Raw genomic sequence first — 12966 nt, 5'->3', positions numbered from 1 at the left:
GCCGGAATTGAGGATCGGCTGCTTCTGGTTACGTTAACAAGATTGTTGTTTCGAATGTAATTTTTTCATTGCAAATCTTGCAATGGGCTGTGCAATTAACAATTCAATCCAAAACGCTACGCCAAAGTTCCTAAACCAACTGTAAAAAAAGTTATGAAAAGGTTCAAGGCTTAAATGTTTTGTACCAACCCAAGTTCCGAAAATTGTAAGCAGAATAGATAAGACTGTAACATTTAATAAAGTATTTAATAGCACTCTGGCATTAAATCCATCTGTTTGTCCTACGAACTTTGGCATCAATCTGCCAACCAACGGTCCCGCAACAAATCTTACTAATAAAATGACGATAATCCACATAACCGGAATAACCTTTAGGGTTTCTAAGTAATTATCCTTACTAAACCCGAGTTGAAGCCCCGTGATCATTGGAGCAATCGTGTTGACTGAGATAATTGAAATAATCAACATATACAGCAAGCTTTCTTTTGGACTTTGAGGCAGTCTGTCTTCCTTGTACATATTTTTATACCCTCCGAAAATTGAAATTTCAGATGGCAGACGTATCATGCGACATATATTTTTGGTAAGAACTATACCAATATCTCTACACACTGATTTTTTAATTCTAACTCGATTTTAAATGAATTCAAGTCTTGAAAAGATTGAATATATGTGAGCAAAGTTCGATTGTATTGTCATTGTAATATTAAGAAAGTAGCTGATCCATGTGATCGGCTACTTGTGTTTTCTAACGGCAGATTAACGGAACTCATTATTGAATAAAAACGACGATGAATCACTAACAAAAGAGGATTTAGAGTCATTGACAGACGTTTTTTTATCGGGTAAAGGAATTAAGAGTTTGCAGGGTTTGGAGTATGCAGTCAATGTGACGACTTTGGATTTGAGTCGCAACCCAATCAATGATCTTTCACCGCTAGCAGGATTGATTAAGCTTAGGAGGCTCGAGGCTGCGGATAATAACATCAAAGATCTTGCTCCTGTGTCAAAAACAACTGGCTTGGGTTAAATACTTCTGTTGAATATATGGGAAGCAAGCATATGGTCATGATTTTCAAAAAAATGAGCAGTATAAAGCAGCCGATCCCGTCGATTGGCTGCTTTTGTTCATCTAGATGGCGTACTTTAACCGGACAAGCGCTGCTCAGCTGTTCATGGTCTCCTCTAACACACTGATTTCCAGACTTGTTCTCTGCCGGTCTTGCGGTAATTAAGAGAATGCCATTATGATAGGGAAAAACAAACAGCAGGCCGGAAATCATCCGGACGGCTAAGGAGGCCTAATACATATGACCGAGAAGAAGGTAACCTGGCTGGAGCTGTTCTATGATCTGCTGTTTGTCGCCGCGGTGGCTAAAGCCAGCCACGTGCTGCTGCATGTAGAGGACGAGACCCTTTCCCTGGAGACGCTGGGCAAATTTATACTAATCTTCATCCCAATCTGGTGGGCCTGGGTGGGACAGACATTATTCGTTAACCGCTTTGGGCAGGATAGTGTTACTCACCGGATTTTTCTGATTATCCAGCTGTTTTTCGTACTGATTATGACGGCCAGCCTGAACGTTGATTTCGATGCTACCTATCTTTCCTTTTTGATCGGTTACATCGGACTGAGGGCGATGACCGCCGTGCAGTATCATTACGCGCATGCCAAGGAGGAGGGGCATTTGCGGGCCACTGCCCATTATTTCGGGACCCGCTTTTGGATCGGACTGGCCATCTCCGCCAGCTCCCTGTTTTTTGATTCCTGGGTGCGTTATGCCGTGCTATACGCGGGAATCGTTCTTGATATTATCCTTCCGCTGACCGGTAGAAAGATCCTGCTCAAGACTCCGACGAACACTCACCATCTGCTGGAGCGTTTCTCACTCTTTGCGCTGATTCTGCTCGGGGAATCTGTAGTCAGCATACTCGCTGTACTGCAATCCAGCTCCTGGACTCCGCAGTCGGTGGGCTTTGCAGCGTTGACGTTTGTGCTCATTATCGCGATGTGGTGGCAATATTACGACAATCTGGAGAAGAAGGTGGATAAGCATGTACAGACTGCCGGACAGACAATCATCTATGGCCATCTGTTTATCTTCCTCTCGCTAAGTATGATTGCCGCCTCGATTCAGCTCCTGTTCCTGAATGAGCTGCATTATGAGCTGATGCTGAATTTGTTCTTCGGGTCTGTCGTACTCTATTTTGCCTCAACATCACTTGTCTTTCATGTCTACAGGCATAGGCAGCACCGGCTGGGTATTAAGCATCTGTCCCTGCTGTTAGGGATTTTGATCGTTTTCTACATTCTTAATCTGTTGTTCCACGTCCCAAATGTGGTGATGATGGGCGAAATGGCGCTGTTCTTCGCTGTCTATGCCAAAATCACAACCTAATCTGCACAAGAACAGGCTGTGCCCATGAGATCGAAGAAGGATCTTACGGGCGCAGCCTGTTTATTTGTATTATAGCTGCTTACTCATCTCAGCACATATTGCAAAACTGGAAGGATAATTCGATCCGGTTCCATATTCCTGCAGATACGGTAGCTGCAACTCGAGCGTATGACATAAATCACAATTTAGACACAGTCTCACTTGGGGATAGCTACATCGAGCTATGGTCACCACTCTTCCTTTTATTTACACTCAGAATGTATATGAGGATTTACGCCTGCAACCTACGAGATCAAGTCCAGTTTTATCTCTCATTGAATTGGTAATGATAGAGTATAGATACTCTCACACTTTCAGGAGGTGAACAATGGCATTAGATAGAGGAGACCACCTTTCGGGAGTATTAAGATTTGTTATCGTATATTTAACGATCTGGATATTGTTAGGCTTGGGATTTAAAAATATGGCTCGTGCCGAGACAAATGCAGAGCCTATCCCGCTGCAGCCCATTATTGATTCAGCCCGTATCGGAGAGACTCTCACGTTAGCTCCGGGAACTTATCTGGGACCCGTACATATTGACAAGCGGCTGATCATTAACGGGAACGGCGGATCAACGCTCCTGAACACTTCTGCAGATGAACAGGTTGCTGTCCTGATCCGTGCAGATGATGTACAGCTGGAGAATCTGAATATCCAGCAAAATAACGATGGAGAAGCTGCTGCGGTGAGAGTTGAGGCTGATAGGGTGACATTGAAGGGCTTGGACATTCATTCAGCAGGCTTTGGGATCGTGCTTCGCGAAGCTAACGGCGGAGTTATCACAATGAATAAGATACGCTGGTTTATTCCAAAAGGAGAAGCCCCGGGAACAAGAGGCAATGGAATTGATCTTTATAACGCTCACGGGACTGAGATTAGGGAGAATGAGATTTCCTATCTGCGGGATGGCATCTACTTGGAGAACAGCCGCAACACTGTGGTGGATCAGAACAAGCTGTCTTATTTGCGTTACGGTGTACATTGTATGTACATAAATGGATCCAGGGTCACTAATAACACCGGCGAATACAACATAACCGGTGCAATGGTGATGGGGGTAACAGATGTGGTTGTGTCTGGCAACTCTTTTCGCAAACAGAGCCAGAATGTTCACTCTCAAGGGATCCTGCTCTATGATGTCCGGACTTCAAGTGTGGTGAACAATGTGGTAGAAGGAAACCGTGTGGGGATTTATATGCAGCGATCTTCAGATAACGTCCTGCAGAATAACCTTGTTCTCAGGAACTATATCGGCATTCAATTTGAGGATGCGGAGGGCAACCGCTTTCAGCGTAATGGCTTTGTCGCGAATGTAATTGAAGCACAGGCGACAGGCAGTAAAGATAACGTGTTGAACGGGAATTACTGGGACTCGTTTGAAGGGCTAGATCTTACTGGTGACGGTCTCAGTGATCTTCGGTATGCGATCAATCCTTTCTATCAGCAATTAGTGTCTGATAATGCGGCCTATCAGTTGTTTTTTCAGTCACCGGGTATGACATTTTTAAGTGATATGTATACAAGCGGGAATACAGGGTGGTCAACTGATCCGGCACCATTAATGCAATTGGAAGCGGGTGCGGCTGCTCAAGGCCAGACGGGTGGAGGTCAAGGAACGGTAATGGTGGTAGGCTGGCTGCTAATGTTTTTGTCAGTCATTACAATAATATATCTGGGGGTATTGAGGTTATGAAAAAATGGAGCGCAGCATTAATGGTAGTCATGAGTCTGGTCATCCTGACTGCTTGCGGACAGAAGAAATATGAGCCGCTAGCAATCAATGAAGAAACGGATATTTGTGTGATTTGCAATATGCAGGTTAAGGATGATGCGTTCGCCACACAGCTGATAACAAAAGACGGGAAGAATTACAAATTTGATGACATTGGTTGTATGAACGAGTGGAAGGAGCAGAACGGCACGGACAATATCGGTATGGATTACGTGCGTGACTATAATGACAAAGCGTGGATTGAGTATAGCAAAGCCAGCTACGTATATGATGAATCTCTGCGCACCCCGATGGCCTATGGTGTAGTCAGCTTTAAAGATAAAGCCGCGGCCGAAGCATTTGTGGAAGAGCAGGGTGTGGGAACGGTTCTGACAGCGGAGGATCTGGCATCCCACGAATGGAAGCAAAATACGGATATGATGAACATGGATATGCATGACTCTGAAGGTCATATGGATGAGCATATGTCAGAGGAAGGTACGCATTCTGAAGAGATGGATATGTAAGCATGGCAGACATCCTGCAAGTCGCACGCAGAGAAATCAAAATGGGCTTCCGGAATCCTTGGGCATATTCCTTCCTGACCTTATTCTGCGCGTTTAGCCTCGGCTTACTGCTGATAAATGCGCAAAATGTTGTGGAGGGCTACACTGCCGTCACGGGTTCCATGCTAAGCCTGATTCTTTATCTATTACCGCTGATGACTTTGTTTCTGGGATCATTCTCACTGACATCGGAAAAGGAGGACGGCAGCTGGCAGCTGCTGTCCACTTATCCCATCGGCACATTATCCTTTGTTTTAGGCAAATATATAGGGCTGGCAGCTGTGCTGCTTGTTATTGTAGCGTTTGGTTACGGACTCATGGGGCTGATCAGCGGCTTTCTTGGTACGGCTTTTGATTCAAGTACCTATTTTTTGTTTCTGGCATTCTCGGCGGGACTTGTACTGCTGTTTTTGACTATTGCCCTGTTTATAGGCTCGTTGTCCCGCAACCGCTGGCAGGCTCTGACTGTCTCTGTAGCTGTATGGTTCTTCCTGGTAATCGGCTGGCCGACTTTTCTGATTGCCGGATTGGGGCTGCTGCCTTATCTCTGGATCAAACCCTTGCTGGTTATCTTAACGATCCTCAACCCGGCAGAGCTGGTACGGCTGTTTGTTGTGGTTAAGCTGGGTGGAGGTTCGGTGCTGGGACCTGAATATTATCAATGGGTGGAATGGATGAGCCGGCCAAATGGCAGTTTGCTGTTTCTCGGGGTTTGTCTGGTCTGGATCTTGCTCTCCATTTTAGCAGTCTATTGGTTATGGGAAAGGGGGCGTTCCCGTGGATAACCCGTTAGTTCAGGTGAAAGGAATCTCCAAGGTTATTAAAAAGCAGACGCTTGTAGAAGAAATCAGTTTTCAGATTCCTAAAGGCAGCATCCTTGCACTATGCGGAGGTAATGGGGCTGGTAAAAGCACCGTTCTGCGGATGATTGCCGGTATTCTTCAGCCGACAACAGGTGAAGTATCGGTGAGCGGGCTTTACTGGAGCAAGTCACGCAAGCAGTTTTCGATGCAAATCGGCTATATGCCGGATGATTATCAGTTTAATCATGGCTTGTCGGCAGAAGAGACACTATCGTTTTGGGCAGCTCTAAGGAAGATTCCCAAACGCAAAGACCGGGTAGAGGAAGTGCTTGCTCTGGTCGGGCTTAAGGATAAGCGCAACAGTCTGGTGAATACCTTTTCCAAAGGGATGCGTCAGCGTGTCCTGTTCGCTCAAGCACTGCTTGCTAAACCGCCGCTGCTGATTATGGATGAGCCGACGAACGGCCTTGACCCGTTTTGGATGAATGAATTTGTAAAGCTGCTTCAAGGAATCAGGGAAGAGGGGCATACTGTTATTTTTTCTACACATCAATTGGAAATTGCCGATAAAGTTGCTGACCGGATCGTATTCTTAAGCCAGGGAAGAAATGTAGGATCAGGTAGAACGGAAGACTTCCGGACAAAGCATGGTTCATTGTATGAAGCCTTTAACCACAGCTTGGGGCTGCGATGAGAGTGCGCAAAAGCACAACCTGGCTGGTTGTTGTTGCAGCAATGGCGGCTATCGTATGGGTATACCTTCAACATTCGAACAAAGCTCCAGCTGAAAGAATTGCTACAGGTGCTCCTGCCCCTGCGTTTGAAGCCACTTCATTAACCGGGGGAAAGGTAAACCTGGCTGATTATAAGGGGAAAGTGGTTTTGCTCAACTTCTGGGCCACCTGGTGCAAGCCGTGTATGCAGGAAATGCCGCTGCTTAATGAAATCCACAAATCATCGGATATGCAGATCGAAACCTTGTTCGTTAATGTGGGTGAGTCCAAAGGTACAGTATCTGAATATATGGAAGAGCAGCAATTTTCTTTTCCCGTGGTGATTGATGCTACAGGGAAAATATCTGCATTGTATGGGGTCACGGCACTTCCTTCTACCTATATCATTAATACCAAAGGTGAGATACAGAAGGTTGTTTTTGGCGAAATCCAGGATTTCAACATGCTGCAGCAATGGCTAGAGGATGCCGGGGAATCCTGATCCCTTTTTTAAACCTAAGATGGCTGGTAGAGCCATCTTTTTTTGTTTTTATACGAATTGCTATGAGGATTATCACGCGTCACAAATTATACATATATTTAGGACCGTTATAGCTCTATCGAGCCTGTTGAGTACAACGCAGCTATTTTATACTGAGTGAAGCTTAAAAGGGGGAGAACAGCAATGACGAAAACCTTTTATAACCGATTTTGGCGCTGGCATTTTTATGGTGCCCTATTTATTACACCTTTACTGATTACATTAACGTTGAGCGGAATCGGATACTTATTTTACACAGATGTTGAAAAGAGTGCCTACAAAGATCTGTTCTTTGGGAACAGCCAGCAGTCTGCACCGTTGACCATTGATGAGGGAATTCAGTTGGCCAAAGAAGAGTATAAGGACTTTACTCTGACCAAGGTAATCATTCTAGATAATCCTTATAATACTCGCTTGACGATGACTGATCCTAACGGGGATCAAAAATATGTCTTTTTAGACGAGAACAATCAATTGGTAGGCAGCCAAAATGCGAACTATACGTTTTCAAATGTAATGAGAAATGTACATAGCTCTTTGTTTGTAGGCGGAACTGTAGTAAATTATTTAGTTGAGCTAGCTGCATGCTGGGCGATCTTCCTCTTGCTTTCCGGCATTTATATGACATTTAAGGGAAGAGCGTTAAAGAGGCGTCAAAATCCGACAAAACGGCAACGAAGCCTGAAATGGCATGCGTTGGTCGGCACAATTATTACTGTTCCATTAATAATCATCATCTTCACCGGATTGCCATGGTCAGCTGTAATGGGGAATTTTATCTACACTGCAGCACAGGAGAACCCTTCTATCGGAAACCCTATTTTGAAGCAGCAGCCTCCTACTTCCGATATGAGTGAAATCCCGTGGGCAACCCGCAAGAATGATTCACCGGTATCGTCTGGCGATCATGCAGGGCACACAGGACATAGTAACATGGCGGATATGGATATGTACGATAACAGCGAAACGATATCTATTGAATACTTAATGAGTAAGGCCGACGAGGTCCAGATTACCAAACCGTATTCTATCGTCTATCCTTCTAGTGAAGAGGGCGTATTTACGGTCTCGAAAGGAAGTAATACCGGAATTACTGGCTTAGATGTAGGCCCCTATGAAGAGGTTACGAACTACTTCGACCAGTATAATGGTCAGCTGTTAGCAAAGGTTAATTATGAGGATTACGGAATCCTGGCAAAATGGTTCACTTGGGGAATACCGTTGCATGAAGGGCATCTCTTTGGCTGGCCTAATAAAATAATAAACCTGATCGTTTGTCTTGCCTTTTTGCTCGTTATTTTCTGGGGATTCAAAACCTGGCTGAGCCGCAAAAAGAAAAATTCACTCTCAGCTCCCCCTAAACTCTCCGGGGTATCCGCCGGCTTCCTTATTTTCATGATCGTGCTGGGCATCATTATGCCACTCTTTGGGATTTCACTTATCGTGATACTTATCATTGAGCTCATCATGTATATGATTAAAAGAGGCGGCGGGGTACAGAACAATGTGTAGGCTTGATTTAGCTAGGGGAAACTAGCTTATGATAAAACGAGGCAGCCGGTCCTGAAGACCGGCTACCTTCGTTATGCTAACAGGTAGGTTAGTCGAACAAGATTATTGAAGGTGTTATGTCGCGTTTGACGCATATTGCGCAGTAAGAGAGGAATAGGAAGGTCAGGATCATAGCATATTGCGGCAGCTCATAGACTGCCGCTATGTTATTAAACTAAATGATTCCGTTGATTGCTGCCTCAAAAGAGTAATTCACAGTCATTATGCTCCCATACATCAAATAAATTTCCATCAAGGTCTTCAAAAACAAAAAACTTGCCGTAAATGCCTTCATTGCTAATTGGCCTGGTCGTAACTCCCTCAGATGTTAGCCTCATGTGTAATGAGCTAATATCATCTGTAAAAAATGTTACAATCCACCTTTGCCGTCCATTTACTTCAAAAACTGCTCTTGTTTCATTATCAGATTCAATTAAATCAATTATTGGACGATTGCCCCTAAATAAGCTTAAATAATTTCCCCTATCGTTTCTGATGTTAAAACCAAAATGACTGACAAACCATTCTGCAGATTTTTTTACATCTTTTACTGGAATTACATTATATGCGATTCCTAAGATTTTTCCATTTAGCATCTACTCAGCCCTTTTCTTAAATTAACCTCGCTAATTATTTCAAGGTGGTTACCATACTATCCTGCCCGCTAGCTTAAAAGGTTTTTTCATTAAGAGTCATAGTGATTGTTGCACAGTACGAAGATATTGTGCAATAAATTAAAGCATGCTTATTCAACTAAAGGAATAGTATAGCTCAGTACAGACAGAGTCAGCTGGGCTTGAGGGCCGGCTGACTCTCGTTACGTTAACGGGCAGGATAGCTCAATATATTATGTTAGACACGCATACCCTCTAATGACACAAGCTCCCGACAGTGAATGTGTTTTTTCTCTGACGGGAGCAATTTGTTTAATTACAAAAGAAATCTCCTTTAATTTCCATTAAAGCAGTTTCTCCATAATCATCACATCAATAAACGCTCCATCCATAATCCCCTGCTTCTCAAATACACCAACCTGCCGGTAACCCATCTTCCGGTACAGCCCTTGACCACTCTCATTAAACGGGAAGGTAAAGAGAACCATTTTATAAAAGCTGTTTTCTTTTGCGATCTTGTGTAAGGACTCCAGTAGAGAGCTGCCCACACCCTGTCCGCGAAAGCTGCGGTCAATGTAAACGGATAGGTCAGCGACTCCGTTATAGGCGCAACGATGAGAATATGGGTTCAGTGAGACCCAGCCAATGACTTCACCTTCTCGTTCAGCAGCCCAAACGCTAAAGCGGCCTTGGTGATCGTTGAACCATGCTTCCATATAGGAGTAATCTTTAGTCTCTGTTTCAAGTGTAGCGATCCGGTCCTCGATCCCCTGATTGTAAATACGCAGGATACTTCCAATATCTGCTGGTGTGGCCTGACGAACAGTTAATGTACTGATCATATGAACATCCCCTTAGATTACTTTCTCGCTTTAATTACAGCAGAAACGATGTATTGGTCAACGTTCGCACCGGGAACCCAGTCTTTAATGAATGTTCTGGAATCGTCTTTTGGCTCAATGCTGATCTCCGAAAAGCCGCTTTCGTGAAGCATCTGCTCTACATCAGCGATGGAAGACGCTCCGGAGATACAACCGGAATATAATTCGTCCAAATCATTTTTGATCTCAGGAGGAAGTTCAGCTGTAGTTACGATGTCGGAGATGGCCAGACGACCGCCCGGCTGAAGGACACGGTAGGCTTCATGGAATACTTGCTGTTTATCCGGTGAAAGGTTAATTACGCAGTTGGAGATAATGACATTCACCGAGTTGTCGCCGACAGGAAGATGTTCAATTTCACCCAATCTGAATTCGGTGTTATTAAACTTACCCTTTATGGCATTTTCCCTTGCGCGGCTGATCATCTCAGGCGTCATATCCACACCTATAACATGGCCTTGCTCACCTACCTGCCGGGAAGCCAGGAAGCAATCGAATCCGCCGCCACTCCCGAGATCCAGGACAGATTCACCCGCCTTCAGTTCAGCAATAGCCTGGGGATTACCGCAACCAAGGCCTAAATTTGCACCCTCAGGAACTGCAGAGAGATCACTACTGGAATAGCCCAGTTTGGCGGATATGGCCTCGAAATCAGCAGGGGAGTCACAGCAGGAAGAGGAAGCTTCGCTCTTTCTTACAGCAACTTTTTGGTAACGCCCCCGTACATTTTGCCGGATCTGATCATTAGTAAGTTTGGTCATACTTATACACTCCTTAGTTAAAATTATTTGCAACATGCAAGTATAACACGAGAGAAATCACCCTTTTACAGGTGCGCAGCAATTGCTGGATTTCCCCATGGCCTCATTGAAAAGCTTAATGGACCGCAGTAATGTTTCTACTTCAAACTCACTCATGTGCGAGAAAGTTTCATTTAGGTATTCATTCATTTGTTGATCAATCGTTGTGGCCACCATTTTTCCTTCAGGAGTAAGAGACAGGTTATAAATTCTCCGGTCGGCGGGATCGGGTGTCTTTTTAACCAAATTCATTTTCACCAAAGACTGGACTTGTCTGCTGAAGGTTGTAATATCAGTGCCGAGTGTTTCGGCGACTTGCTGCATGGAAGGATTATGGCTCCGGTCTATCTCATATAGCAGGTGGCTTTGGGCCGCGGAAAGATTACACCCTCCTACACTGCAGCAGTCCTTATTGAGTAGTCCTAAACGCCGGGTCATGATTTGGAATAGTTCCCGTGGGGTTTCCATTGTGTTCACCTCTTGCACCAGTTATATCGTAAATAATTGCAAAGTGCAAGTATTTAATTTACTCGGTTGATAATTGATCATCAAGGCCTTAGAATATAAGTGTCGTCTTATATGCGGAGAGAGGAGATTTAAAATTGGACATATTAAATGATCTTGCAGAAGATTTGAAGCTCCTTGGGGATAAGACACGTCTAACGATTCTTACACTTCTAAAAGATCGGGAGTGTTGTGTATGTGAATTCGTGGATCTTTTTGATATTTCTCAGCCGGCCGTTAGTCAGCATCTGCGCAAATTAAAAAGCAGTGGATTGGTAAAGGAACAGAAGAGGGGGCAGTGGGTGTATTATTCTTTAAACATTGAAGATAAGCCCCATGTTAAGGCGATTTTAAATCTTACGCCTGATGCTAATACCGTTTTATCGCAATTGAATAAGCCGTCTAAGGCTGCTTGCTGCGAATAACATTTTGCCGTTGAATGTATAAGCATATAATTATATAATGATGCCTGAGATTAAACTTAACTCTATGGAGGGAATGCTCTATGGTGTAGGAGTTAGACATAAACAGGAGGAATTCATTTGGTGGTTATGGCAAGTTTTATCTTTATAGTCACATTGATTTTTGTCATTTGGCAGCCGAAAAATCTGTCCATTGGATGGTCTGCCTGCGGCGGAGCGGTACTCGCCTTACTTGCCGGTGTAGTCAGCTTGAATGATGTTCTGGATGTTACGCTGATTGTATGGAATGCCACACTGGCTTTCGTTGCAATTATCCTGATCTCGCTGATCCTTGATAAAATCGGCTTTTTTGAATGGGCTGCTTTACATATGGCCAAGGCTGCCGGCGGAAATGGAACCCGGATGTTTATCTATGTCATCATTCTTGGCGCGATAGTAGCGGCATTTTTCGCTAACGACGGAGCAGCACTCATTCTAACACCGATTGTGCTGGCTATGGTCCGTGCGCTGAATTTTGATGAGAAAAGGGTTTTTCCATTCATCATTGCCAGCGGGTTTATCGCAGATACGACGTCTTTGCCGCTGGTTGTAAGCAATCTGGTGAACATTGTATCGGCTGACTTTTTCGGACTTACCTTTATGGAATACGCCGGACGAATGTTAATGCCTACCTTATTTTCCTTAGGGGCAAGTATTCTCGTGCTCTATTTCTTCTTCCGTAAAAGTATTCCAAGGAACTTTGATAGCTCCCAGCTGAAGAAACCTGAAGAAGCTATTAAAGACAAGCAGATGTTCAAGCTATCCTGGTTTGTACTTGCGGTTCTGCTGGCAGGATACTTTGTCAGTGAGTTCCTGAGCATTCCGGTATCCGTTGTTGCCGGTATCATCGCAATCTTTTTCCTGCTCATGGCAAGGAAAAGTCCTGCTGTTCCGACAATGGAAGTGGTGAAGGGGGCACCTTGGGCCATTGTTTTCTTTTCCATCGGCATGTATGTTGTCGTATATGGTCTGAGAAACGCCGGGCTTACGAATGTATTAGCAGATGCCATCCAGGGCGTTGCGGATCAAGGGCTGTTCGCAGCAACGATGGGGATGGGCTTTATTGCCGCAGTGATCTCGTCCATAATGAATAACATGCCTACCGTAATGATTGATGCACTGGCCATTGATGCTACACACACCTCGGGAGCGATCAAGGAAGCCTTGATTTATGCGAATGTTATTGGCTCTGACTTAGGACCGAAGATAACACCGATTGGTTCCTTGGCTACCTTACTGTGGCTGCATGTGCTTTCCACTAAGGGTGTAAAGATATCCTGGGGAACGTATTTCAAAACAGGTATCATCCTGACGATCCCTACGCTGTTCATTACACTGCTTGGTTTATATATGACATTAACCCTATTTTAACTAAAAAGG

Annotated in this window: 15 protein-coding genes; 10 read left to right on the top strand and 5 right to left on the bottom strand. The window is 44.4% G+C overall.

What is annotated here, in order from left to right; all coding sequences use genetic code 11:
* Window positions 1-33: 33 nt before the first annotated feature.
* The gene (locus tag NST84_RS22010) at window positions 34-519 is read right to left on the bottom strand and encodes a hypothetical protein (RefSeq protein WP_342562278.1); all 486 of its coding nucleotides are present in this window, start codon (window positions 517-519) and stop codon (window positions 34-36) included.
* 256 nt (window positions 520-775) lie between these two features.
* Here NST84_RS22010 and NST84_RS22005 point away from each other — a divergent pair, with 256 nt between their 5' ends.
* The 8 genes from NST84_RS22005 (at window position 776) to NST84_RS21970 (ending at window position 8287) form a co-directional block, all read left to right on the top strand.
* Window positions 776-1030: a leucine-rich repeat domain-containing protein gene (locus NST84_RS22005; protein WP_342562277.1), complete on the top strand. Its 255-nt coding sequence runs from the start codon at window positions 776-778 to the stop codon at window positions 1028-1030.
* A gap of 280 nt (window positions 1031-1310) precedes the next feature.
* Window positions 1311-2399: a low temperature requirement protein A gene (locus NST84_RS22000; RefSeq protein ID WP_342562276.1), complete on the top strand. Its 1089-nt coding sequence runs from the start codon at window positions 1311-1313 to the stop codon at window positions 2397-2399.
* A gap of 367 nt (window positions 2400-2766) precedes the next feature.
* Complete coding sequence (locus NST84_RS21995; protein ID WP_342562275.1) at window positions 2767-4134, top strand: NosD domain-containing protein; 1368 nt, start codon at window positions 2767-2769, stop codon at window positions 4132-4134.
* A complete protein-coding gene (locus tag NST84_RS21990; protein WP_342562274.1) occupies window positions 4131-4679 on the top strand; it encodes a nitrous oxide reductase accessory protein NosL in 549 nt (182 codons plus the stop codon). Before NST84_RS21995 ends, NST84_RS21990 begins: the two co-directional genes overlap by 4 nt.
* A gap of 2 nt (window positions 4680-4681) precedes the next feature.
* Window positions 4682-5503, top strand: a complete 822-nt coding sequence (locus NST84_RS21985; protein ID WP_342562273.1) for an ABC transporter permease subunit — start codon at window positions 4682-4684, stop codon at window positions 5501-5503.
* Window positions 5496-6215, top strand: a complete 720-nt coding sequence (locus NST84_RS21980) for an ABC transporter ATP-binding protein (protein ID WP_342562272.1) — start codon at window positions 5496-5498, stop codon at window positions 6213-6215. Before NST84_RS21985 ends, NST84_RS21980 begins: the two co-directional genes overlap by 8 nt.
* Window positions 6212-6736, top strand: a complete 525-nt coding sequence (locus NST84_RS21975) for a redoxin domain-containing protein (RefSeq protein ID WP_342562271.1) — start codon at window positions 6212-6214, stop codon at window positions 6734-6736. Before NST84_RS21980 ends, NST84_RS21975 begins: the two co-directional genes overlap by 4 nt.
* A gap of 183 nt (window positions 6737-6919) precedes the next feature.
* Window positions 6920-8287, top strand: coding sequence for a PepSY domain-containing protein (locus NST84_RS21970; protein ID WP_342562270.1), 1368 nt, complete (start codon window positions 6920-6922; stop codon window positions 8285-8287).
* A 239-nt stretch (window positions 8288-8526) separates the two neighbouring features.
* Here the strand turns inward: NST84_RS21970 and NST84_RS21965 are convergent, their stop codons facing one another.
* The 4 genes from NST84_RS21965 to NST84_RS21950 all read right to left on the bottom strand — a co-directional run bounded on the left by NST84_RS21965 (window position 8527) and on the right by NST84_RS21950 (window position 11089).
* The gene (locus NST84_RS21965; protein ID WP_342562269.1) at window positions 8527-8922 is read right to left on the bottom strand and encodes a VOC family protein; all 396 of its coding nucleotides are present in this window, start codon (window positions 8920-8922) and stop codon (window positions 8527-8529) included.
* A 362-nt stretch (window positions 8923-9284) separates the two neighbouring features.
* Complete coding sequence (locus NST84_RS21960) at window positions 9285-9779, bottom strand: arsinothricin resistance N-acetyltransferase ArsN1 family A (protein ID WP_342566488.1); 495 nt, start codon at window positions 9777-9779, stop codon at window positions 9285-9287.
* Window positions 9780-9799: 20 nt separating this feature from the next.
* Window positions 9800-10582 carry an arsenite methyltransferase gene (locus NST84_RS21955; RefSeq protein WP_342562268.1) on the bottom strand — a complete coding sequence of 261 codons (783 nt, stop codon included), beginning with the start codon at window positions 10580-10582 and terminating at the stop codon, window positions 9800-9802.
* Between the two features lie 57 nt (window positions 10583-10639).
* Window positions 10640-11089 (bottom strand): MarR family winged helix-turn-helix transcriptional regulator, encoded by a 450-nt coding sequence (locus NST84_RS21950; RefSeq protein ID WP_342562267.1) that lies wholly within the window; start codon window positions 11087-11089, stop codon window positions 10640-10642.
* Window positions 11090-11223: 134 nt separating this feature from the next.
* On the opposite strand from NST84_RS21950, the gene NST84_RS21945 reads away from it, so the two are divergent.
* Together NST84_RS21945 and NST84_RS21940 are read left to right on the top strand one after the other, a co-directional pair.
* Window positions 11224-11550: a metalloregulator ArsR/SmtB family transcription factor gene (locus NST84_RS21945; protein WP_342562266.1), complete on the top strand. Its 327-nt coding sequence runs from the start codon at window positions 11224-11226 to the stop codon at window positions 11548-11550.
* Between the two features lie 117 nt (window positions 11551-11667).
* Window positions 11668-12957: an arsenic transporter gene (locus NST84_RS21940; RefSeq protein WP_342562265.1), complete on the top strand. Its 1290-nt coding sequence runs from the start codon at window positions 11668-11670 to the stop codon at window positions 12955-12957.
* The last annotated feature ends 9 nt before the right edge of the window (window positions 12958-12966 follow it).

This window comes from Paenibacillus sp. FSL R7-0345 (assembly GCF_038595055.1).
Taxonomy (GTDB): Bacteria; Bacillota; Bacilli; order Paenibacillales; family Paenibacillaceae; genus Paenibacillus_AQ.
The sequence above is the reverse complement of the archived record's forward strand: the minus strand, read 5'-3'. Positions and strand labels throughout refer to the sequence as shown.

Coding starts and splice junctions, on each gene's coding strand:
- NST84_RS22010 (WP_342562278.1), bottom strand. CDS start 519: ATGTACAAGGAAGACAGACTGCCTCAAAGTCCAAAAGAAAGCTTGCTG.
- NST84_RS22000 (WP_342562276.1), top strand. CDS start 1,311: ATGACCGAGAAGAAGGTAACCTGGCTGGAGCTGTTCTATGATCTGCTG.
- NST84_RS21995 (WP_342562275.1), top strand. CDS start 2,767: ATGGCATTAGATAGAGGAGACCACCTTTCGGGAGTATTAAGATTTGTT.
- NST84_RS21990 (WP_342562274.1), top strand. CDS start 4,131: ATGAAAAAATGGAGCGCAGCATTAATGGTAGTCATGAGTCTGGTCATC.
- NST84_RS21985 (WP_342562273.1), top strand. CDS start 4,682: ATGGCAGACATCCTGCAAGTCGCACGCAGAGAAATCAAAATGGGCTTC.
- NST84_RS21975 (WP_342562271.1), top strand. CDS start 6,212: ATGAGAGTGCGCAAAAGCACAACCTGGCTGGTTGTTGTTGCAGCAATG.
- NST84_RS21970 (WP_342562270.1), top strand. CDS start 6,920: ATGACGAAAACCTTTTATAACCGATTTTGGCGCTGGCATTTTTATGGT.
- NST84_RS21965 (WP_342562269.1), bottom strand. CDS start 8,922: ATGCTAAATGGAAAAATCTTAGGAATCGCATATAATGTAATTCCAGTA.
- NST84_RS21955 (WP_342562268.1), bottom strand. CDS start 10,582: ATGACCAAACTTACTAATGATCAGATCCGGCAAAATGTACGGGGGCGT.
- NST84_RS21950 (WP_342562267.1), bottom strand. CDS start 11,089: ATGGAAACCCCACGGGAACTATTCCAAATCATGACCCGGCGTTTAGGA.